21 protein-coding genes are annotated in these 21,990 nt (G+C 67.6%); 4 read left to right on the plus strand and 17 right to left on the minus strand.

All coding sequences use genetic code 11. From position 1 onward, the window contains the following. The first annotated feature begins 456 nt into the window (after nt 1-456). Genes xdhA through xdhC form a run of 3 tightly spaced genes read left to right on the plus strand, consistent with a single transcriptional unit; the run spans nt 457 to nt 5,061 of the window. Nucleotides 457-1,911 (plus strand): xanthine dehydrogenase small subunit, encoded by a 1,455-nt coding sequence (gene xdhA, locus SK095_RS04220; protein ID WP_320547985.1) that lies wholly within the window; start codon nt 457-459, stop codon nt 1,909-1,911. Then, entirely contained in the window at nt 1,904-4,249 is a 2,346-nt protein-coding gene (gene xdhB, locus SK095_RS04225) for a xanthine dehydrogenase molybdopterin binding subunit (RefSeq protein ID WP_320547986.1), read from the plus strand. Before xdhA ends, xdhB begins: the two co-directional genes overlap by 8 nt. Then, nucleotides 4,246-5,061, plus strand: coding sequence for a xanthine dehydrogenase accessory protein XdhC (xdhC, locus tag SK095_RS04230; protein ID WP_320547987.1), 816 nt, complete (start codon nt 4,246-4,248; stop codon nt 5,059-5,061). The genes xdhB and xdhC overlap by 4 nt, the downstream gene beginning before the upstream one ends. Nucleotides 5,062-5,069: 8 nt before the next feature. Here the strand turns inward: xdhC and SK095_RS04235 are convergent, their stop codons facing one another. After that, on the minus strand, nt 5,070-5,270 hold the full coding sequence (locus SK095_RS04235) for a hypothetical protein (RefSeq protein WP_320547988.1): 201 nt from the start codon (nt 5,268-5,270) through the stop codon (nt 5,070-5,072). A gap of 139 nt (nt 5,271-5,409) precedes the next feature. Here SK095_RS04235 and guaD point away from each other — a divergent pair, with 139 nt between their 5' ends. Next, nucleotides 5,410-6,699 (plus strand): guanine deaminase, encoded by a 1,290-nt coding sequence (guaD, locus tag SK095_RS04240; RefSeq protein ID WP_320547989.1) that lies wholly within the window; start codon nt 5,410-5,412, stop codon nt 6,697-6,699. A 7-nt stretch (nt 6,700-6,706) separates the two neighbouring features. Here the strand turns inward: guaD and SK095_RS04245 are convergent, their stop codons facing one another. From SK095_RS04245 to SK095_RS04320, 16 genes are all read right to left on the minus strand, one after another. Next, nucleotides 6,707-7,501: an FRG domain-containing protein gene (locus SK095_RS04245; RefSeq protein WP_320547990.1), complete on the minus strand. Its 795-nt coding sequence runs from the start codon at nt 7,499-7,501 to the stop codon at nt 6,707-6,709. A gap of 425 nt (nt 7,502-7,926) precedes the next feature. Then, nucleotides 7,927-8,142: a hypothetical protein gene (locus SK095_RS04250; protein ID WP_320547991.1), complete on the minus strand. Its 216-nt coding sequence runs from the start codon at nt 8,140-8,142 to the stop codon at nt 7,927-7,929. Nucleotides 8,143-9,288: 1,146 nt separating this feature from the next. Then, entirely contained in the window at nt 9,289-12,588 is a 3,300-nt protein-coding gene (locus tag SK095_RS04255; RefSeq protein WP_320547992.1) for a hypothetical protein, read from the minus strand. A 108-nt stretch (nt 12,589-12,696) separates the two neighbouring features. Beyond that, the gene (locus SK095_RS04260) at nt 12,697-13,014 is read right to left on the minus strand and encodes a hypothetical protein (RefSeq protein WP_320547993.1); all 318 of its coding nucleotides are present in this window, start codon (nt 13,012-13,014) and stop codon (nt 12,697-12,699) included. A 13-nt stretch (nt 13,015-13,027) separates the two neighbouring features. Beyond that, on the minus strand, nt 13,028-14,479 hold the full coding sequence (locus SK095_RS04265; protein WP_320547994.1) for a phage portal protein: 1,452 nt from the start codon (nt 14,477-14,479) through the stop codon (nt 13,028-13,030). A 16-nt stretch (nt 14,480-14,495) separates the two neighbouring features. After that, nucleotides 14,496-15,416, minus strand: coding sequence for a hypothetical protein (locus tag SK095_RS04270; protein ID WP_320547995.1), 921 nt, complete (start codon nt 15,414-15,416; stop codon nt 14,496-14,498). 24 nt (nt 15,417-15,440) lie between these two features. Next, entirely contained in the window at nt 15,441-15,803 is a 363-nt protein-coding gene (locus SK095_RS04275; protein ID WP_320547996.1) for a hypothetical protein, read from the minus strand. Nucleotides 15,804-15,910: 107 nt separating this feature from the next. Continuing rightward, nucleotides 15,911-16,702: a hypothetical protein gene (locus SK095_RS04280; RefSeq protein ID WP_320547997.1), complete on the minus strand. Its 792-nt coding sequence runs from the start codon at nt 16,700-16,702 to the stop codon at nt 15,911-15,913. Between the two features lie 280 nt (nt 16,703-16,982). Then, nucleotides 16,983-17,546, minus strand: a complete 564-nt coding sequence (locus SK095_RS04285; protein WP_320547998.1) for a hypothetical protein — start codon at nt 17,544-17,546, stop codon at nt 16,983-16,985. 68 nt (nt 17,547-17,614) lie between these two features. Further along, nucleotides 17,615-17,962: a head decoration protein gene (locus tag SK095_RS04290; RefSeq protein WP_320547999.1), complete on the minus strand. Its 348-nt coding sequence runs from the start codon at nt 17,960-17,962 to the stop codon at nt 17,615-17,617. 79 nt (nt 17,963-18,041) lie between these two features. Further along, complete coding sequence (locus SK095_RS04295) at nt 18,042-18,359, minus strand: hypothetical protein (RefSeq protein WP_320548000.1); 318 nt, start codon at nt 18,357-18,359, stop codon at nt 18,042-18,044. 8 nt (nt 18,360-18,367) lie between these two features. Further along, nucleotides 18,368-18,952 (minus strand): hypothetical protein, encoded by a 585-nt coding sequence (locus SK095_RS04300; protein WP_320548001.1) that lies wholly within the window; start codon nt 18,950-18,952, stop codon nt 18,368-18,370. A gap of 3 nt (nt 18,953-18,955) precedes the next feature. After that, the gene (locus SK095_RS04305) at nt 18,956-19,633 is read right to left on the minus strand and encodes a hypothetical protein (RefSeq protein WP_320548002.1); all 678 of its coding nucleotides are present in this window, start codon (nt 19,631-19,633) and stop codon (nt 18,956-18,958) included. Between the two features lie 7 nt (nt 19,634-19,640). Next, entirely contained in the window at nt 19,641-19,934 is a 294-nt protein-coding gene (locus tag SK095_RS04310) for a hypothetical protein (RefSeq protein ID WP_320548003.1), read from the minus strand. Beyond that, a complete protein-coding gene (locus SK095_RS04315; RefSeq protein ID WP_320548004.1) occupies nt 19,934-21,742 on the minus strand; it encodes an AAA family ATPase in 1,809 nt (602 codons plus the stop codon). The genes SK095_RS04310 and SK095_RS04315 overlap by 1 nt, the downstream gene beginning before the upstream one ends. Next, on the minus strand, nt 21,735-21,989 hold the full coding sequence (locus tag SK095_RS04320; protein WP_320548005.1) for a hypothetical protein: 255 nt from the start codon (nt 21,987-21,989) through the stop codon (nt 21,735-21,737). Before SK095_RS04320 ends, SK095_RS04315 begins: the two co-directional genes overlap by 8 nt. Nucleotide 21,990: the final 1 nt, after the last annotated feature.

Raw genomic sequence — 21,990 nt, forward strand, 5'->3', positions numbered from 1 at the left:
GCCGTGGAGGGCGAGGCACGCTCGGCGCCATAGGGGATGCGCGACTGGCCGCTGGGGTCACATTCGCGACGCGGGGGGAATGCCGGATCGGGGTGAGAGCGTTCATGGCGCCTCCACTTGTTGTTGTTCTGCCGCACGCGGCGATGGGCGCATATCACCCTGTGCGCGCGGCGCGGACAAGAGCCGTCTGCGGCCACGGAGGCGGCGCCAGCCGGGCAAAGTGGCAGCTTTTCCTTACAGATCCGGGAAGCTGCGCCGAATCAGCCTCCCACAGCTCGCCGCGTAACGAATCTGTTACAGACGACTCACCCCGTCACGCTCACGCCCATCGCCCCGGCCAGCATCTCGCTGCAGCAGATACCTGACAGGCGGCGTTATTCGAGCGAAAGTAGGGAAAAGGCCTATTCCCGTCGGGACGCTCCCGTCCGGACACGACAAGAGCCTGGGGAGGCGTTCTTGATTCAGTTCCTGCTCAACCGCGAGCCGTGCCGCATCGAGCGGCTCGACCCGAATCTCACCGTGCTGCGCTGGCTGCGCGAACAGCGCCGGCGCACCGGCAGCAAGGAAGGCTGCGCCTCGGGCGACTGCGGCGCCTGCAGCGTGGTGATCGGCGAGCGGGTAGTGGACGACACCGGCTTCGAACGCCTGCGCTACCGGGCGATCAACGCCTGCATCACCCTGCTGGCCAGCCTGCACGGCAAGCAGCTGCTGACCGTCGAGGACCTGCAGCAGGGCGAGCACCTGCATCCGGTGCAGCGGGCGCTGGTCGACTGCCACGCCTCGCAGTGCGGTTTCTGCACCCCCGGCATCGTCATGTCGCTGTTCGCCCAGTACAAGAGCGCCGCCGGCTTCGAGCCCGAGCAGGCCTGTTCTGCACTGGCCGGCAACCTGTGCCGCTGCACCGGCTACCGGCCGATCCTGGCCGCTGCCGAGCAGGCCCTCGGCCAGGGCGGCGCGGACCAGTTCAGCGCCCACGAGGCGGACATCCTCGCCCAACTGGCGGCCATCGGCGCGCAGGACTCGGCCGAACTGGAGGGCGACGGCGCGCGCTGCCGGCTGCCGCGCGACCTCGACGAACTGGCCACTCTGTACGCGGCCAATCCCGAGGCGCGCCTGCTGGCCGGCGGTACCGACCTGGTGCTGGAGATCACCCAGCAGCACCGCCACCTGCCGCTCATCATCCACCTCGGCCAGGTCGAGGAGCTGAGGACCATCGTCGTCGACGAGGCCGCCCTCGACATCGGCGCTGCGGTGCCGCTGAGCGACTGCGCGCCGCTGCTGGCCGCCGACTACCCCGACTTCGGCGCCCTGCTCGGCCACTTCGCCTCCACGCAGATCCGCAACCAGGCCACCCTCGGCGGCAACCTCGGCAATGCCTCGCCGGTCGGCGACTGTGCACCGCTGCTGATCGCCCTCGGCGCCAGCCTGCTGCTGCGCCAGGGCCAGCGGCGGCGGATGCTGGCGCTGGAGGACTTCTTCCTCGACTACCGGGTCACCGCGCTGGAGCCCGGCGAGTTCATCGAGCGCATCCTGGTGCCGCGCCCGCAGGCGGACCAGCTGTTCCGCGCCTTCAAGGTTTCCAAGCGCCGCGACGACGACATCTCCGCGGTGTGCGCCGCCGTCCACCTGCAGATCGACGGCGGCCTGGTGCGCGAGGCGCGCATCGCCTTCGGCGGCATGGCGGCGATCCCCAAGCGGGGGAGCCTCTGCGAGCAGGCGCTGCTCGGCCATCCGTGGAGCGAGACGGCGGTGGAGCGCGCCGCTACCGCGCTGGAGCAGGACTTCGCCCCGCTCGACGACCTGCGCGCCAGCCGCGCCTACCGCCTGCGCGTGGCACAGAACCTGCTGCGCAAAGCCTGGCTCGAAACCAGCCAACCCGACCTGCCGACCCGGGTGACCGACCATGTCTGACTCCCCCGCCTTCGACCCGCAAGCCGAGTTCCGCTCCGCCCTGCACAGCGGCGTCGGCCAGCCGGTGCCCCACGAGAGCGCCACCCGCCACGTGAGCGGCGCGGCGCAGTACGTCGACGACCGCCTGGAGTTCCCCAACCAGCTGCACGTCTACGCGCGCCTGTCCGACCGCCCGCACGCGCGCATCCTCGGCATCGACACCGCGCCCTGTTACACGGTGCCCGGCGTGGCCATCGTCATCACCAGCCAGGACGTGCCCGGCGCGCTGGACATCGGCGCGGTGCTGCCGGGCGATCCGCTACTGGCCGAGGGCGTGGTGGAGTACGTCGGCCAGCCGGTGCTGGCGGTGGCCGCCGACAGTCTGGAGGCGGCGCGCGCGGCGGCCGCCCTGGCGCGGATCGACTACGAGGACCTGGAGCCGCTGCTGGATATCGAGGAGGCGCTGCGCCGCCAGCAGTTCGTCGCCCCCAGCCACACCCAGCAGCGCGGCGACGCCGAGGCGGCGCTGGCCAACGCGCCGCACAGGCTCGCCGGCCGCCTGCGCAGCGGCGGCCAGGAGCACTTCTACCTGGAAACCCAGGCCTGCGCGGTGCTGCCGACCGAGGATGGCGGCATGCTGGTCCACAGCTCGACGCAGAATCCCAGCGAGATCCAGAAACTGGTCGCCCGGGTGCTCGGCGTGGCGCTGCACAAGGTCGAAGTGGACACCCGGCGCATGGGCGGCGGCTTCGGCGGCAAGGAGACCCAGGCCGCCGGCCCGGCCTGCCTGTGCGCGGTGATCGCCCGCCTCACCGGACGGCCGGTGAAGATGCGCCTGCCGCGCCGCGAGGACATGCTGATGACCGGCAAGCGCCACCCCTTCCTCAGCGACTACGAGGTCGGCTTCGACGCCGATGGCCGCCTGCACGGCGTGCGCATCGAGCTGGCCGCCGACTGCGGCTACTCGCCGGACCTGTCCAGCGCCATCGTCGACCGCGCCATGTTCCACGCCGACAACGCCTACTACCTGGGCGATGCCCAGGTCACCGGCCACCGCTGCCGCACCAACCATGCCTCCAACACCGCCTTCCGCGGCTTCGGCGGCCCGCAGGGCATGCTGGTCATCGAGGAGATCATCGAGCGCATCGCCCGCCAGCTCGGCCTCGACCCTCTGGCGGTGCGCAAGCGCAACTACTACGACACGGACAGTCGCAACGTCACCCACTACCACCAGACCGTCGAGCACAACGTGCTCCACGAAATGACCGCGGAGCTGGAGGCGAGCTGCGAGTACGCCCGCCGGCGCGCCGAGATCCGCGCCTTCAACGAGCGCAGTCCGGTGCTGAAGAAGGGCCTGGCGCTGACCCCGGTGAAGTTCGGCATCAGCTTCACCAGCAGCTTCCTCAACCAGGCCGGCGCGCTGGTGCACGTCTACACCGACGGCAGCATCCACCTCAACCACGGCGGCACCGAGATGGGCCAGGGCCTCAACACCAAGGTTGCCCAGGTGGTCGCCGAGGTGTTCCAGGTGGAGATCGGGCGCATCCAGATCACTGCCACCAATACCGCCAAGGTGCCCAACACCTCGCCCACCGCCGCCTCCAGCGGCGCCGACCTCAACGGCAAGGCCGCCCAGGCCGCGGCGCTGACCATCCGCCAGCGCCTGGTGGAGTTCGCGGCCAGGCACTGGCAGGAGCCCGAGGAGGCCATCGAGTTCCGGGGCGGGCGGGTGCGCGTCGGCGCGCTGGAGATCGAGCTCGCCGAGCTGGCCCGGGCAGCGCACATGGGCCAGGTGTCGCTGTCGGCCACCGGCTTCTACCGCACGCCGAAGATCCACTACGACCGCGAGCAGGCGCGCGGCCGCCCCTTCTACTACTTCGCCTTCGGCGTGGCCTGCGCCGAGGTGGTCATCGACACCCTGACCGGCGAGCACCGCCTGCTGCGCGCCGACATCCTCCACGACGTCGGCGCCTCGCTGAACCCGGCCATCGACATCGGCCAGGTGGAAGGCGGCTTCGTCCAGAGCATGGGCTGGCTGACCTGCGAGGAACTGGTGTGGGACGAGCGCGGCCGCCTGCTCACCGCCGGCCCATCCACCTACAAGATCCCCACCGCCGGCGACGTGCCGGCCGACCTGCGGGTGAAGCTGGTGGAGAACCGCCGCAACCCCGAGGACACCGTGTTCCACTCCAAGGCGGTCGGCGAGCCGCCGTTCATGCTCGGCATCTCGGTGTGGTGCGCGATCAAGGACGCCATCGCCAGCCTCGCCGACTACTGTCTGCACGCCGAGCTGGACGCCCCGGCCACGCCGGAGCGGGTGCTGTGGGCCATCGAGAAAATCAGGGAGGCGCGCCCATGAACGGCTGGATCGACGCCCTCGCCGAACTGCACCGGCGCGGCGAGCCGTGCGTGCTGGTGACCGTGGTCGAGGAGCGCGGCTCCACCCCGCGCAGCGCCGGAGCGAAGATGCTGGTATCCGGCGAGCGCGCCTGGGACAGCATCGGCGGCGGGCACCTGGAATACCGCGCCATGCAGATCGCCCGCGACATGCTGGAGCGCAGCGCGCAGGCGCCTCAGCTGGAACGCTTCAGCCTCGGCGCCAGCCTCGGCCAGTGCTGCGGCGGCGCCACCCTGCTGCTGTTCGAGCCACTCGGCCAGCCGCGGGCACGCATCGCCCTGTTCGGCGCCGGCCACGTCGGCCGCGCCCTCGCCCCGCTGCTCGCCGCCCTGCCCTGTCAGCTGCGCTGGATCGACGCGCGCGAGGGCGAGTTCCCCGCCGAAATCCCGCCCGGGGTCGAACGGGTGGTCAACGACGAGCCGCTCGAGGAAGTCGAGCGCATGCCGCCGGGCAGCCACTTCATCGTCATGACCCACGACCACGCCCTCGACCTGGCGCTCGCCGAGGCCATCCTGCGCCGCGGCGACTTCGCCTGGTGCGGCCTGATCGGCTCGCAGACCAAGCGCGCCCGCTTCGAGCACCGCCTGCGCGAGCGCGGCATCGCCGCCGGGCCGCTCGCGCGCCTGCGCTGCCCGATCGGCCTGCCCCAGGTGCAGGGCAAGCTGCCGATGGAGATCGCCATCGCCGTGGCCGGCGAGATCATCGCCAGCTACAACGGCGAACAGCGCAGCGGACTCACGCTGCCGGTGCGGGCCGAGGAACATCCCGCGTAGGATGCGCGCTACAGATCGTCCCAGTGCGGGCTGTCATAGTCCTCGTCCGGCACTTCCTCGTCGTCGGGGTCCAGCTCGTCGCGGTCGCCAGCCGCATCCTCGTCGTCGAAGTCGCCTTCGTCGTCGAACAGCTGCGAAAGCTCCTCGTCGTTGTCGAGGTACTGGTCGTGCTCCGGCTCGTAGCCGTCCGCATCGAAGTCGTCCTGCATGATCGCTCCTGTGCATCCCGATATAGAGGGGCGGCCTGTATACGCAGCGGCCCCGCTGACGTCAATCCGGGCAACGGGGTTCCCATGCGGCGCCCCGGCCACCATCATGAGCGTAGTGCCACCACCAAGGACTGCCCCCATGCACGCCTACCGCGCCGCCCTGCTGCACTGCCTGGCCGACCCGTGCGAGGTCGGCGACGCCGCCTGCCAGTACTTCGCCGACGGCCTGCTGGTCGTCGCGGCCGGCAAGGTGGCGCAGATCGGCGATGCGGCCGAACTGCTTCCCCAGCTCCCGGCCGGCGTGCCGGTCAGCGAATACCGCGACGCGCTGATCGTTCCCGGCTTCGTCGACACCCACATCCACTTCCCGCAGGTCGGAGTGATCGGCTCCTGTGGCGCCCAGTTGCTCGACTGGCTGCAGACCTACACCTTCCCCGCCGAGGCGCGCTTCGCCGATCCGCAGCACGCCCGCGAGCAGGCGGCGTTCTTCCTGCAAGAGCTGCTGCGCAACGGCACCACCACCGCGCTGGTGTTCTGCACCGTGCACCCGCAGTCGGTGGACGCCTTCTTCGTCGAGGCCGAGCGGCTCGGCCTGCGCATGATCGCCGGCAAGGTGCTGATGGACCGCAACGCCCCTGAGGAGCTGAGCGACAGCGCCGCCTCCGGCTACGACGAGAGCAAGACGCTGATCGAGCGCTGGCACGGCCGCGGCCGCCTGCACTACGCGGTGACGCCGCGCTTCGCCGCCACCAGCACGCCCGAGCAGCTCGATCTGGCCGCCCGCCTGCTGCGCGAGTATCCGGGACTCTACCTGCATACCCACCTGGCCGAGAACCAGGCGGAGATCGCGTGGGTGAAGGAGCTGTTCCCCGAGCGCAGCGGCTACCTGGACGTCTACGACCACCACGGCCTGCTCGGCGCACGCTCGGTGTTCGCCCACGCCATCCACCTGTGCGACGCCGAATGCCGGCGCCTGGGCGAAAGCGGCTCGGCGGTGGCCTTCTGCCCGACCTCCAACCTGTTTCTCGGCAGCGGGCTGTTCGACCTGGCGCGGATGGACGCCCACGGCGTGCGCGTCGGCCTGGGCACCGACATCGGCGCCGGCACCAGCTTCTCGGCGCTGGCCACCCTCGACGAGGCCTACAAGGTGCTGCAGCTGCAGGGCCAGCGGCTCGATCCATTCAGGGCGCTGTACTTGGCCACCCTCGGCGGCGCCCACGCGCTCTATCTGGACGAGCGGATCGGCAACCTGCTGCCGGGCAAGGACGCCGACTTCGTGGTCCTCGACCTCAAGGCCACCCCGCTGCTCGAACACCGCCTCGCGCAGTCGCAGAGCCTGGCGGAAACCCTGTTCGCCCTGACCATCCTCGGCGACGACCGCGCGGTGCGCGAGAGCTTCGCCGCCGGGGTATCGGTGCACCAGCGCTGAGGCGGGCTCAGGCCGACTCCCGCTCGGACTCTTCCGGCACGGCCTGGTTGGAGTAGAGCTCGAACTGCATGTTGGCGTAGTTGCTCGCACCGCTCAGGTCGGGGAACAGGGTCAGATGGTTGATGTTCATCTGCTCGAGGCCGCGCAGCACGCTGATCCGCTCGGCATTGGGCAGGTAGATCTTCTTGAGGATGGCCTTCTTCGCGCCAGCGAATTCCTGGGCGATCAGCGACTCCAGCTCCTCGCCGGACTCCGAGAACGAGAACAGGCCGTTCTGGCCGAGGACCCGCGCATTCTCGTCGGAGTTGGGCGTATAGAAGCGCACCGTCTTCGCCAGGTTCGGACAGCGCTCGACCTCGTTCTTGTTCAGCGACACGATGATGCGCTTGCGGGTGTCGTCCTTGCCGGTATTGGCGAAGGCGAAGAAAGCCGCGGTATAGGGCGAGTGCGTCCAGTCCAGCAACGGCGTCAGCAGCTCGAAGTGCTGGCCGAGCGCCCACCACTCCAAGGGCTCCTCGTACTGCGGCGGGTTGGCGCCACGCTTGCCACGGATCGCCATCTTGAAGCGCTCCAGCTGCTGGCGGCGCAGCTCTTCGGTCTTGGACTTGTCGGCGATCTTGCGATCGATGGTCGACTCGAGCTTGTAGTAGTCCTTGCGATGCCCGCGATGGACCCAGCCGCAACCCGGCGAGAAGGCTTCCTGGATGTAGTCGATGAAGAAGTTCCACTTGCGGATGTGGATTTCCTCGATGCCATCCCTGATCCGACTCGAGGTCCAGCGTGGTTGTTGTCCATTGCTCATGGGCGTGCCCCTGCCTGCGAAATACCAAAGACAACCATTGGCGACCATCGACGCTGGATGTGCGGGCTGACGCCTGCCAGCACAGACAACAAAAAACCGGCCGCAAGGGCCGGTTCCTCGGATTGCCGCACTGCCTTGCAGAGGCAGAACGACTTGTATGGTGCCGAAGCCGGACTCGAACAAGCCATCTGTAGAGCGCGAAAAATGGTCGTTCAAGTGCTGCTGATGATGCCTCGTATCCCTAAACGTATCCCTAAACTGGGAGGTACCAACGTTCTGGGCGCTATTTATGGCCAGAGATTCTGCCCTATTCGCCCGATTTATCCTAGTCTCACCCGCTCGGACTTCACGGCTACGGGGCTCTGCGCCACGTTTTCGCGCGCGTCATTTCGTGGCGCGCAACGGCCCAAGCTGGGCCAGGGTGCTCACAGCCCCAACTGCTCGGCGACCTCCTCCGGCGACTGCCCACGGAGCAGAGCGCGCTGAGCATCCCTCACCAGCTGCGCGGTGGCCTGCTCCTCGAAGCGGCGGGCCAACGCTTCGGCCTTGCGGGCGATGCCGGCAGCCAGGGCGCGGGGGAACGGCACCGGCTGGCGCTGGCGGTCGTACTCGTCCAGGTAGTCGCGTTGGATGATGGGCATGGTGTAGGCCTCGCTGGTGGTCTGGTCGGCGTAGTGTGCCACCAGGCAGGGCGCGGCTGTCGCCCCTCTGGGGGTCGGAAAAAAATCCGATACTGTGGGCAGTGCGGCGCCTGCTGCTGTAACGGCGATGTAGCGCCGGCTCCTCGGGGTGGTGTTCGCCACCCCATCCGCCAGCCCAGACCGGCGCGCGGGCGGCGCTGGAAGATCGGCGGAACGCTTCTCCGATGTGCTCGGCTGGGTAGGAGAATTTTCCGATGGTGCGGGCAGTGCTGGCCCCGTTGCTGTAACGGCGAAGTAACGGTGCCAACGTTACCAGCCGGCGCCAGCTCATCGCGCACAGGGGCCGATGGGGAAACTACCCCGATTCTGGGTAGTTTGCGCTGCCACAGGAAGCGGATCGGAACCCAGCGCAAACCGGGTGGGTTTCCGTAGCTGGGCAAATCTGTCTCGGAGACACCTTTGCAAGCCGACAGTTGCTCGCCGGTTGATGTCCGATTTTCGGACCTCAGGAGGCCAGACCGGGTGGGCAAAGCAGGAATTCCTGCTTTGAGGGCTGCCCGCCCGTCATGGTTGATGCCGGATTTTCCGGTTTCAAACCGGAGTATTCCGGGGCGGCTCTCCGGATTGCCTGCGGCTTCCCCTCGCCCACCGCGATGCTATTCAGGGATTCTCCCGGTTCTCCGGCAGCTCGCCGGGCGCACTACCATACCCGGCTTTCCAGATATGTACGGCCAGGCCGGAAACTCCACCGATCGGTGGTATTTCAATCCGGGGCGGGATCCGGGAATGGGTTCGGCCAGCGCGTGACGCCTACCCCGTCGCTTTAACGGGGCAGGTGCGACCAACAGGGCGAACCCCGGCAGCCGGCAGCGTTGGCCACTCGCCGACGATGCGTAGCCTGGAGACATCTTCGAGCCGGAGGGTGCGCCAGGCGCGAACGGATCGAGGGCGTGCCGAGCCATCTGAAACCGGCTGATTCTGGCTGCAGAGTCTGGCGCAGCGAAATGGGTAAAGGCCCGTCTAATGTAATTATGCGAGGGTGGGCGGAGGTTTCGCCCCCAGCGATGGATGGGCACATCCGCTGTGCCCTGCTCTTCGATCAGCACAGGCCGACCCTGGCCGCCGGCATGGCTCCGAACCGAGCCATCAGCGCCTGTGCGTTCTGCCGAGCTTCATGGCTGTTCTGCGCAGGGTCTGCGCGAAGTCCTCCGTGGCATAGACGGTCCCGGAGTGCCCGCCGATTTCGAGCTTCACCTCGCCCAGGAACGGGAAGCTTGGAGCCTGCGGCGCTGCTGCGGCCTGCACAGCGCCAGCCATGCCTGCTGGGATGCTGGGCGGGCTCAGTCGGCTGGTCACCAACCCACCGGTAGCGAACCCGGGGAAGCGCCGGCTGTTGATCTGGTCGAGCAGCGCCTTTCCGTAGTGCCGGACCGCATCTGCCCTGAGGACATACTCCCCGTTCGACAAGCGCGCCAGGATGCTGTCGCTGGTTCCGGTACCAGGGCCGGTGATATAGCCGCCAGAGGCATAGCCATCAGGCTGGGGGAACTGGCTGAAGCTGTTGCCATCCCGGTAGTAGGCCGGTGCTCCACCGCCAGAGAGCACAGGCGTGATCGGAACCACCAGTTGCTGCTGGAGGCTCTGCGCCAGGCCTGCAACCTGCTGCTGAGCTGCTGCCGCTGCGGCCTGGTCGAGCTCGGGCGTGACCGCCACCGGCGGGAACTGCGTGAAGCTGTTGCCGTCCCGGTACATCTTCGGCGGCTCGACGGTCGGCTCTACCTTGAGCTGCTCTTCCATCCGACTGGCGAGCTCGGCGGCCTGCTTGGTGGCTTGGTCCGCAGCAGCCGGAGGGATGCTGACCGAGACGTTCGCTGATGCCGCAGCAGGCGCCACGCGGCCGCCCGCAGGCCACGCTACAGGGGCCGGAAGCTCAACAGGCTTTCCAGCCAGGCTGCTCAGATTGACGATGTCCTGCCGCACCTTGGCCAGCGCCGCATCGTCCATCTTCACCGTGATGGTGGTGGTCTTGACGCTGTCGAGCAGCTTCTTCAGGTCGACGCCCTTCTGCTTGACCTCGTCGAGCGCCTTCTTGGCCTTGTCGACGTTGATCTGGTCGGCGGCCTCCTCAATGCGCCGCAGGGACTTGATGAAGCCCTCGAAGCCGAAGGTGTTCTCCCCTTCATCGGCCAGCTCCTGCAGCATCTCGAGAGCGGCCTGAGCATTGAGCTTCACGCCTTCGACATCGCCGGCAGCAAGGGCCTGCGCAGCCTTCGCTTTCAGCGCCTGTGCGGCGGCATAGCTCGCCTCGCCACCGGCGCCCTGCAGGCCGGCCAGCGCTTCGGCATAGCGCTTCTGGGTTTCGAGCTGGGTCTTCTTGGCCTGCTCCAGCTCGTTCGCAGCCTCCTTCTCGGCTGAAACCTGCTTCTTCAGCGCCGCCTCGGCATTCTTGACCGCCTGCTCCTGCAGTCCCTTCATCTGCTTCACATGGTTGACCATGCTTTGCTCGGTTTCCGACAGCACCGTCCTCTGCCCTTCGGCCGCCTTGGTCGCGGCCTGGGTGGCGTAGGTTCCGTCCCACAGCTTCCCAACCCGGATGGCGGCGTCCCTGGCCGCTCTCTCCGTATCGGCTCCGATTTGACGCATGATGCCCGCGGCCTGGCTGAAGTCCCCCCTGAGCGCCGCGTAGGCTGATGCGGCGGTACCGCCGATTGTCCTGCCCAGATTCGCAAAGGCGGTGGCTCCCATGATCGTCACGGTTGCCAGGATCTTCATCGCAGTGCTGATCACGCCCGCAGCTGTCGAGGCCGCCTCCGAGTCCTTGGCAAAATCCGCCATCAGGCCAGTCATGTCGGTCATCGCCGGCAGCATCTCGGCGGTGACCTGCTGGCCGACACTGCTCGTCGCAGCGCCGAGCTTCTGGAGCTGGGCGTTGAACTCCTTGGCCTCGGCGGAGGTCTGGCTACTGACGACGACCCCGAACTCCTCCGCTTCGGCAGTGAGCTTCTTCAGGCCCGCGGCGTTGTTTTCCAGCAGTGGGAGCAGCTTCGTCGAGTCGTTGGCGATGGCCTCCAGGTAGAAGGTCATTTCCGCATTGGAGAGGTTCGCCCGCTTCAGCGTGCTGACGTACAGCTGCAGGGCATCAGGGCCAGACAGGTTGCGGAACTGCTCCGCAGTCACCCCGGCGAGCGGGGCGACGTTCTCGAAGAAGTCCTTCAGCTCTCCGCCACCGGTGGCGATGAAGTCACCGATCTTGTCCTGGGTATCCTTCAGGATGTCGCCCAGTTGGTCTTGGCCGACGCCTACCGACTTGGCCGCATACGTCCAGGCGCTGAACACTTCGGACGTGCTGTTGGCCACCCTGGCCAACCGCCCCATCTCCGCCGCGGCATCGGAGGCCCCTTTGATCCAGCCGGCGAACGCTCCGCCAGCCATCGCCGCCGCAATCAGGCCGCCAGCAACCTTCGCGCTGTAGGCGATCTGGAGCTGATCGTTGTTCAGTCCTGACAGCTCGCGCCTCGCTTCGCGGATCTTGCTGTTCAGCGTTTCCTGCGCCAGGGCCAGTTCACGCTTGGTCAGGCCGCCGGTGCTCTTGAGGAGTTGGTACTGTCGCTGCAGGCGGCCAATGGCAGCCTCTGCGGCGCGTGCCTGGCTCACTCCAAGGTCGTTTCGCGCGGCCTCGACAGCGGCGCCGCGGGCCTCGATCGCAGCCCGCTTCTGCTCTGCGGCGACACGACGAATACCCTCCCTGGCCTGAGCGAACCGAGCCGCCTCTGCCGTAGCCGCCCGCTCGGCGCTACTGGCCTGCTGGGCATTCGCCTGGCGAAGCTCACGCAGCTTTGCCAGCGTGGCAGCAACGTTCCGGCGATAGGCCGCCTCTGCCTCCGCGCGCTGCTTGCCAGACAGCGTGCCGTCACTGGTGACCAGTTGGTACTGCCGGCGCAGCTCGACGAGCCCGCGCTGAGTCTCCTCGATGGCTCCGACGCCAAGCGCATCCTTGGCAGCAGACATCGAGGCGTCTGCACGTCCTGCGCTCAGGCCTGCCGACAGCTCCTGGGCGAGCCGGCGCTGTTCGGCAGCTAGGTTGCGAGTGTCGACGCCTGAGGCCTGCAACTCGCGACGCATTGCCCCGAGCTTGCCGATCTGCGCCTGCTCCTGTCGCTCGAGGCGCTTCAGCTCGTTGACTGCCTGGCGGTAGTCGGCGGTCATCTGCTTGGTCGGCTGCTCGACACTGGCCATGGCGGTGCCGAGGTCGCGCACACGCTCGCGGGCCTCGGCCATCTTGCGGCCGGTCTGCTCCAGGGTGGTTTCCAGCTCGCGGAAGCTGTTGACCTGGCGCAGGGGCTTTTCCACCTGCTTGACGAGGTCGGCGTACTCCTTGCGGAAGCCGGCCACCTCCTTCATCGCCGCGTCGACGTTCGCGGAAACCGTCAGTTCAACGTCCGACACTCTTGCCTCCTGAGGCCTTCATCGCGGCCAGGAAAAACGACCAGGGGTAGTACGGGGCGTGCACGTGACCAAGGCGAACCATGGCCGCTATGCACTCGTCCAGCTCTCTCAGCCCATCTCCGGGGCGCCCGCCAGGAGCCCCATGAACGCGAAAAAATCGGGGTTCAGTTCCTTGCACAGGTCGATCACCTGGCGGATCTGGGAAGGACACAAAGCGTTGAGCTGTTCATGCGTGAGGGTGGTCATGCGCTGCAGGTCGGTAAACGAACAATCGAGGAACAGCGCCTCACCCACCAGGTCGCGCTTGACTCCGGGGTTCTGCATCTCAGCCAGCCAGTTGCGCACCTGCAGGACCGTCATCTCGCGGACGGTGACGGGAACTTCGCCGAGCATCAGCTCCTTGGCGTTGGTGGTGTGTTGGGTCATGGCTTACTCCTGATTACTTGTCTTCGGATGGGATGGGGTCGTGGCTGTACTGCAGGCCCATGGCCTGGGCGCGCTCGGTATCCGCCCGGTTCTGCTCGTCGATGTCCTCGACGTCGTAGCCGCGCTCGGCGGCGGCGGCGGCGCGGGAGCTGAGCCCGCCCTTGATGAGCATCAGCTCGCCCTGGGCGTCCTGTACCGGGTGCAGGTAGCGCCAGGCATGCGGGCGCCAGTCGCAGGCCAGGTAGGCGCCGCGGTTGGCTGCGTAGTCGCGTACCTTGAGCCGGCCGGCGAGCACCGCGGCGTCGATGAAGGCCTCCCACATGCGCTGGCACAGCTGCGGGATGGTGTAGAGCCACTGGGCCTGCTCGATCAGCCGGCGGTACTCGTTGAGCAGAGCGCGCAGGATGCGGTCGTTGACGTTTCGCATGTCGCCGGACAGTAGCTCGTAGGGGATTCCCAGCGAGGCGGCCACGCCCATCAGCTGCTGCCGCATGAACTCGCCGTAGGCGCCGCCCTGGTCGCCGTCGAACAGCTTGATCTCCTCGCCCGGCAGCAGGGCTGGGAAGGTGCCTGGCTCGATGTTGACCATCGGCGCGGCGCCACCTTCCAGCGGCTCGCCGGTGAACGGGTCGAACTGGTAGTCGCCGTCGTCGTAGTTCTGCCGGGTGATGGCCCCGGTGTAGTTTGCCCTGGTCTTCTTGCGGGTCAGCTCAGCGTCGTCGTATTCGTCGAAGTCGCGGGCCTTGATAAGGGCCTGGACAGTTTCGGCCACGCCGCGCACCTGGCCGGGGCGCAGCGGGGCGAAATGGTGGATGACGTCGGCCGCCGGGATGCCGACCAGATCCATTCCCGTGCCGGCCATGTCGCCGGGGTGGCGGCGGTACATCCAGTAGCGGGTGCGCCTGCCGGAGGCCAGGTCGAGCTCAATTCCGGCGACAATCTCACTATCACTCCGCAGCTCGTTGTGGGTGTGCGGCACCTGGTCGGATTCGATCAGCTGGAACTGGATGGGCACCGGGGCGCCGCTGTCGAGACCGAGGCGGCGAATGCGCACGAACACCTCGCCAGCTTCCTTGCGAGAGCGCACGGCCATGGCCATCAGGCCGTAGATATCGAGCACGCCGTCGTAGTCGGCAGCGGCGGCGAACTCCTGCTCCCAGAGGCGGTTTGCCTCGGTGGCGAAGCTCGCGTCGGGCGCCCTGGAGCGCGGCTTGATGCCGGCGCCGATCTCGTTGCTGACCCAGTTGCGTACGCCGTTGGCGATCCAGCCATTGTTACGGCCGGCGTCGCGCGAACGGGCGCGGACGGTGGTCATCTGGCCGACCGCTGCGCGAGTCGGACCCGGCGAGCCAGGCGACCATTCCTTGAGGCGGCGGCCCTGGCTGGCGGCGTCGTAGCTGGCCTGGGCACCTAGCGGAGCACCGTCGAGGATGAAGCCGCGGGATTTCAGGGTTTCAAGGTCCATCACAGCCCCCGGCGAGTCAGGCAGAGGCCAATTCATTGAGCGTGATGCCGGCCTCTTCAGCGGCCTCCAGCAGGTCATGGCGTCCAATCGACAGGCCATACCCGCTACCGAGCAGCGGCAGCTCGAGCTTCCGCAGATCGCTCAGGCGGTGACCATCCCGAATGCGGTCTGCCGCCGCCAGCAGCACGCCGATGGCGCGGAGCTCTTCAACTGCCTGGTTCCATTGCTCGCTGAGCTTCAGGAAGGCAGCGTCTCCAGCCTTCTGCTCGCTCTCACCGATGCGCTGGTCACACGCGTCAATGCGCTGGGTCAGGATCGCAGCCTCCGCGGCGAGAGCGTCGATCGCACGGCGCTTCATGCGGGAGGCAGCATCGGTGGCGAGGGAAAGCTCGACGGCCTTGTCCAGCTGGGCGCGAGCAGACTTCTCGGCCTTCGCATCATCGGCGGCGGCAATCGCTGCTGCGGCGGCCTGCTCGGCGGCTTCAGCTGCGGCAAGCGCGGTGGAGATCTCCTCCTCCATCGCCTTGATGCGTCCGGCAATCTGGTCCTGCTTCGCCTGCAGCGCTGCTGTTTCCTGACTGGCGAAAGCTATGCCCTGGATGGCCGCAGCAATCTCCTGATCAGCCGCCGCGAGACGCTCAAGCAGCACGATCTGGCGGTCCAGCTCGTCGAGCAGCTTCGGCAAATCACCGCGGCGCGCATCCTGGGCAGACAGGCGGCTACTGAGCTCGCGGGCCAGAACATCGGCTTCGTCCTCCACGACCGTCCCGGTGGGGGTCCGCCATTTCGACCCCGCCTTTCTGGCTTCTGCAAGCTGCTCCCGAAGCTGAGGGTCCTCGTCCTCGAGGCGGTCAAGTTCGGCGGCCAGCTCGGCGCGCTGCGACTGGAGTTCGGCCAGCCGCTCCTGGCTGGCCTGGCTTTTGGCGATTCTGCTCATGTCTTTTCCTTGAAGGGTGGGGTTTCAGTGCCGGGCTTTGCTGCGGCGCGAAAACAGCATCTGGAGAACGTTGCGGGCGCGCTGATGCTGGGCCGACGGCAGCCGGTAGCGGACAACCGGGGTAGGCGCTCCCCAGCTGTTCTGAGCCAGCTCCGGGGTACGCTCGAACAGCAGGCCGTAGTCGTTGGCCAGCTTGCTGATGGTGCTGTTCAGCGCTGTATCACCGACCAGCCGGGATGCCTCAAAGCGCATCAGCGACTGGTCGGGGTCCAGGAGGTAGGCCAGGACGCGGGCGATCTTGGTCGGCGCCGTGGCGACCAGGGCAGATGGGCTGAGGGTGGTATCGAGCGGCTCGATGCCGCTGGTGGTGGGGGCTGCGTTTGCCATGTGCGGCGCCTCCGATGGGATGCCGGGGAACATGGACGCAGGCTACGCGGCAGCAGTGGGCAGCACCGACGTGCCCAGCCCACTGCCCACACTTGCAACACCTCCTGTCAGATGTGCGCTCTGATCGTCCGCTCGGCGTCAGGGATGCCGAGGGCTTTTTTGACCAGGCCGGCCAGCTGCCGCTTGCTGGCTGGAAACGGCCGGCCGCGCTGGATCTCTGCGGCACACTCCTGCCACCGCCGATACTCCGCTTCACGCGCCGGCGCTTCATCACGCGGAAGCTCCGCGAGTTCCTGCATGCGCTGGCGTGCGGCCGCCCCGAGAGCGGCATCGGACATACTCGGGCGACCGATCCCAACCAGGGAGTGACCGACCTCCCGGGTGAACCTCTCGAACTCAACCCGGCTGATCAGCAGATCCTCGACAGCGATGGGTGTCGCAGCGGTGCTGTTGGCATAGGTCGTCGCCAGGCACTCGGTCCGGTCGGCATCGCTCGCCGGCTCCACATGCGCTTGCGCGACAGAGACACAACCGGTGAGCACGCAGGTTATGGCATCAGAATCCACGAGCCTGGCCAGCGTCCTACCGTTGAACGGCTGGCGATTGTTGAGCCCGGTGATCAGCCCGGGCCTGGTCATGCCCCAGAACCCCGCGGCCAACGGCCGGCGCGTGCACACCCCGATCAGCCTCTGAGCAATCAGCTCGCGGAGTGCTGCTTGCGAAAGCCCGAGGATGTTGCCCACCTCGAGCAGCGGCAGGGCAGCAACAGGCTGCGGCCAGCTTTCCATCATCATCCTCACCTCGTTCTCGATGTACAGGTCGCACAGGCCAGCAGATCGGCGCCAGCCCAGCAGCGGCGCGGCTTCCAGCGGTTCTTGCCGCAGCCTGTGGTGGAGCATTGGAAGGTCGAAAAATTGTCGGCTACCGCGCGGCTCGACGCCTCCCCCGCGGTACCCGGGAGGGGGCCAGGGTCCCCGCCGGCAGGCGGCCCCGAGGGGCGCACAGGCCTGCTCACTGGGCGGCTGGCTGGCCTGCTGATCTCCGGCCCGCCCAACCCGGCGGCGCGAGGCTGCATACCACCAGCACGCGACAGCGTGTGTCGCGGGCGGATAACGGTGAGGCAACCGGTCGGCAACGGTGGGCTCACCCTCGCCTCACCGTTCCACGCCACCCTGGTGTTCATTGAGGGCCAGCGACCTTGCGGAACACCTCGCCGACCACGACGGTGACCGCATGATCGATGCCGGCCTGGTCGCGCCCGCGGCGCAGCCATCTCGCCGCCGACTCAGCCTTCCGCCGGTCGGTGGTGCTCAGGTGGAGCCGCGAGACGACCCACACTCCTCGCTCGCCCTCGCTCGCCGCGGTAGCCACGACGATATCCTCGGGTGCGCAGCCGGCGAGCCTGGCCTCCTCGAGCACCATCTCCCAGGTGAACACATCCGCCTCGACGGGACGTATCGGCTCGATGACGGACAGCTGTGGGGCGGGAGCACACAACATGTCGACCAGGTCATGTGCTGCGGCATACCACTCAGCCGGCGGCACATCCTGCTCAGGCCATTGGAAGTTGCGCACCATAGCCTCGAGGCCCGGGTAGCACTCGGCGAGCCGGTCGACTACCTGGCCGGCCTCTTCGCAGGTCCGGAAGGCCCCGAGAGTCGGCATGTCGAATATCGGGTGCTTGGCTGTCACCTGGTAATTGGTGACCAAGCCTGCGGGCGCCATAGCTGGTTTTTTCTCCATTTCCCTCTCCCGTCTCTCGCCTTGCGCCGTGGGTCGCCGTTCTGGCGACCCTATGGAAGGCTTCCTGTTTAGCGGATGGTGATGCCAGCGGAGGCCAGCGATTCGACTGCTGACGCATCCAGGCCCGTCAGGAAGGCCCCCATGACTTCAGTGTCACGCACAACAGCCAGAGCCCGCCGCGCCACATCAGAGGCAGGCGCCGGGCCGTAGAGGATGGCAACAGCCGACTCCGAACCATCTGTGCCGGCAGGGTCATAAGGGACGTACTCGCCAGTTTCGCTGACCTTGCCCAGGAGCTGGCCTGCAGGCAGCGCGGAGGCTGTGCTGGCGATGGTGACTTCCTCCCTGGTGATTGAGCCTCTCTCCTCGAAAAGAATGAACTCGCCAGTGCGGGCGCGTTGGGTGATAGTTTTCATTGGGTGATCTCCGTTCTGCTTGATGGTGAAGTGGTACGTTGGAATGGCCATGCCTTGCGAGCAAAGCCACATGGCTCGGTCACCCGAGCAGGTTCTCGATGATGGCGTTCTCGACTTCCTGACTACCGCGGCCGCCGTCCAGCAGGTGCCGGAACACAGCCTTGGCCTCCTCCCGGCTGCGCGGCCTGATCTCGCTCAGCAGCCCCTCGACGAACCATTTCCGCGCAGTGATCTCGGGGAGGTCGTCGAAGTCTCGGCTGACCGCATTCCGCAGCCAGTAGAGGCGGCTCCAGTAGTCGAGCTCGTGCAGGCAGTCCGCCAAGGTGTTGGGCATCAGCGATGGATACGCCCTGAAGCGCCGGGCGACCTCGGCGGCAGACTCGTCGTACCGGATCACGCTGACGTTCAGGCTGGCCAGGGTGTCGAACGCGAAATCCTCGGCCGCCGTGTTGATGAACAGCGTCTCGCCGAAGCGCGCTTCCGCCTCGGCGGCCAGGGCGCGCTGCTTGATCGTCTTGCCGGCCAGCGCCTCCAGGTCCGCGAACCCGAACGACCCGAAGACGGCTTGCAGGGGTGTGCCGTCGTCGTGGCCAGGTACTGTGCATAGCGCTTCTCCAGCGTGTCGGCCGGAGTCTTGATGCGCTTCGCGGCCTCGAGCGCCTTGGCGATCATGGCGGCGTTGCCGGTGGTGATCACGCCGCGCAGCCACAGCACCGCATCGAGCTCACGGTCCCCGGTCACCACCTCCTGCGGCGGCAGCTCGGGCGCCTCGGCCGGGAGCGTCTCGGCGGCTTCCCTGACCGGCGGCAGGGTGAACAGCGCGCGGTGCTGGGCGTTGTCGCGGAAGGCGCCGGAGCGGCTGACGATGGTCTTCACCGTGCCCAGCGGCAGGCCGGTCGCCTCAGCTACCTCCCGCAGCGAATGCTTGCGGCGCAGATCCAGCACCTGCCGGCGCTGCTCATCCGAAACCCGCTGTTTCGTTGTGGCCATGGGCTACCTCTCCACCGTGCGGGAGCCGCTGGCGTCGTGAACCACCAGCGCCGGGCGCTTGGTGGTCATGCTGCCGTCCGGGTGAAGCTCATGCACGGGCACCCCGTACAGCGGCCCACCACGGGCGAACGGATCTGGAAGCAGGTGGCGCGGCGTTCTCTTGATGAACTCAGACATGGCGGCCATGCACGCATCGAACAGCGGGCCGCGCTTCAAGTCCTCGTCACGATGACCGGCGCTGTCCTCGAGGTTGTGCACGAACACCAGCCCGGCCAGGTCGGCCACCCCTTCGGCGCGGGCCTGCTCCCGCTCGACCGTGTTGACGTTCAGCAGGTCGCACACGGCATCGAAGCCCAGGGCGGCCATGTAGCCGTGGCAGTCGCTCATCAGCTCCTCGCCGTAGGCCGCAAGGATCGTCCGGGCGCTGGCCATCTGGCCGGCGCCGTAGTCGCGCGCCAGCTGCTCCAGGTCGGCCACCTGCTGCTTGGTGAACGGCTCGAACTGGCGAAGCTTGCGAGCCTTGCGGCGCGCCGCGTGGCGGATGGTGCGGATCTCCTCCCGAATCGCGCAGCAGTGGCGCGTCACGCGCCGGGCGATGGTCAGGCTGTCGCGCATGGTGGTGGTCGGCTTCAGGCCGATCAGCGTCAGGCGCTGGATTGCTTCTGCGGGGTTCATGGTCATGGTGTCATCACTCCAGGATCTCGGCGGAGGGCCATGTCGTCCTGGCCGCCGCAAGCGCCTCAGCGCGGGTGATCGGCTCGCCGATCATCGTGAAGGGCCGGTAGCCAACAGCGCTCACGGTCCAGTGGCAGCGGCGCTCCACCCCATCGTTGGCCGCCAGCTCGGCGAGCAGCTCCAAGCGATGGCTCTTGATGAACGACCGCACCTCGGCGGTCAGCTTCGAGGCAGGGGACACGACAACGCGCATCCCGACCTTCCGCGCGGAGAAGCCGCGGTCGTTCAGGTAGTCGATCGCGCCCATCACACCGCCTCCGCGTCAGCTTCATCGAAGGCCGGCACCCGGCCGGGCCGGAGGGGGATCGCCTGGTCTGATCCGTGCGCGTTGGTTTCGCCTGTTTCTCCGGTTTCGATTCTCTTGTTACTGGTGAAACTGGCGGCATAGCTCAGCTGTTCGCCGGTTTCGCCGGTTTCTCCAGTTTCAGCGAGCGACCGAACCGAAGAACTGGCGCAGCGCTTCCCAAGCTCGCCAGTTTCGCTAGGGGGTATGGGGGAGAGAGGGGAGAAGGCTTTTCCGGCGATTTCTGCCCGAGCACCGCGCTGGTTTTCGCCAGTTTCGCTCGCCATCATCCAGCGCTCGCCCCACTTGCTGTTGGGCTTCGGGTAGGTCTCCTTGACGATCCTCCCCTCTCGAAACAAGCGCATCAGCGCCGCATTGAAGCGCTTTCGCCCCGGGCCCGACCTGTACAACTCGGGCAGCTCGGGAAGCAGCTCGAGGGCATGCCAGGTGGTCGAAGTCCCACGCGTTGCCGTTGGCACGTCGATTCCGGACTCGACGGCCAGACGCAGCACGTTGTAGACGTCACGCGCATCGAAGGTCGCCTGCAGATCCGGGTCGGCCAGGTCGACCATGGCGGCGCTCGGGACCAGCACGCCCACGTCGTTGAAGCTCAGCGTGACCGGGTCGGCCTTCTTGCCCAGGTTGGCCTTCTCATGGGCCAGCACGATGCGGCCATCCTGCTCGAGCAGCGCCAGCCGCGACCTGGTGCTGTTGTGCCAGGCGGTGCTGCCGCTGTAGCTGTTGCCGCCGGCGCCCGCCTTGGCGCTGGCCTTGTCGATGTGCGCCAGCAGCACCACCGCGGCATCCTGCTTGCGAGCCAGCGCGGCCAGGCCGCGGATGAACAGGCGCACGTCGCGGCGGCTGTTCTCGTTGGCGTCGAAGGCATCGCTGGCGTTGTCGATGACGATCAGCCGCATGCCCTCGGCCTGGCTGATGAGCTCGGCGAAGGCCGGCGTGAAGACCGGCGCTGCGTTGTAGCCCTCGCCCTCGGTCATGAGCGCAGCAGAGCCCTCGGTGCCGTCGAGCACGCGCAGGTTGGCGAGCACCTTCTCGGGCGGAAGCTTGAAGGTCTCGATGATGCGGCGGAGGCGCAGCCGCACGATCATGGCCTCGTCCTCGAGGCTGACGAACAGCGCCCTGGACTCCTCCACTTCCATGCCGGCGAACGGCCGGCCGCACGCGACGTGGGCGCAGATGGCCAGCGCCAGGGAGGACTTCCCGATCCCCCCGTGCCCACCGAACAGCGTGACATGGCGCCGCGGCATCCACGGCTTAACCGAGTGGCTCACCTTCTCCAGTTTGGCGTTCATGACGTCCCCGATCGTGACTGCGTGCAATGCCGCCTGCCGTTGCGCGGGCAGGCTCCCGATGTCGGCCAGCTGGCGGTCCAGCAGGTCGATGCGCTCCTGGGCCAGCGCCAGCCGCTCAAGATCTCCATCGCTCAGGCGGTTGGCAGCATCTCCCTTCGCGGCCTGGATGATCAGGCGCTCGAAGTGGCGCTCCCTCTCCAGCGCCTCCCGCCGGTACTGCAGGCGCTGCTCCGTGCTCAGGTTGTCGGGGAACAGGTCGCGCAGCTCCATGCCGACCGCGGCCAGCACGTCGCGCGTCTCGCAGCCGGCGTGGCAGTGGATCAGTGCACGGCCGTCCTTGCCGCGCGAAAGGCTGAGGGATGGCGATTTGTCTTGGTGCGCAGGGCAGCGGGCAACGTAGCGCTCGCCGGCCTGCTTGACGCCATCCAGGCGTGACAGGAGCAGGTCGAGAGGGTCAGTCATGGCAGGCCTCCTCGAGGGTTTCCAGGCTCGAGACCAAGGCCACAGCCAGCCGCTCGGCGGCGTCCGTCCATGCGCGCAGCGCGGCATCACGCGCGGCGGCGCTGTCGTGCTGGGCGGTGGCCCGGCACAGCGCCAGCTGCGCGGCGCGGATCAGCTCCAAGTGGCGCGGGGTCAGTTGCAGGGCGGCGCCTTTCTCCGGGCAAGCCGGGGCCGTCGCCGCCTGCTGGCAGCGTTGTTGTTCGGTCATG

This window comes from Pseudomonas sp. AN-1, from assembly GCF_034057115.1.
Taxonomy (GTDB): domain Bacteria; phylum Pseudomonadota; class Gammaproteobacteria; order Pseudomonadales; family Pseudomonadaceae; genus Geopseudomonas.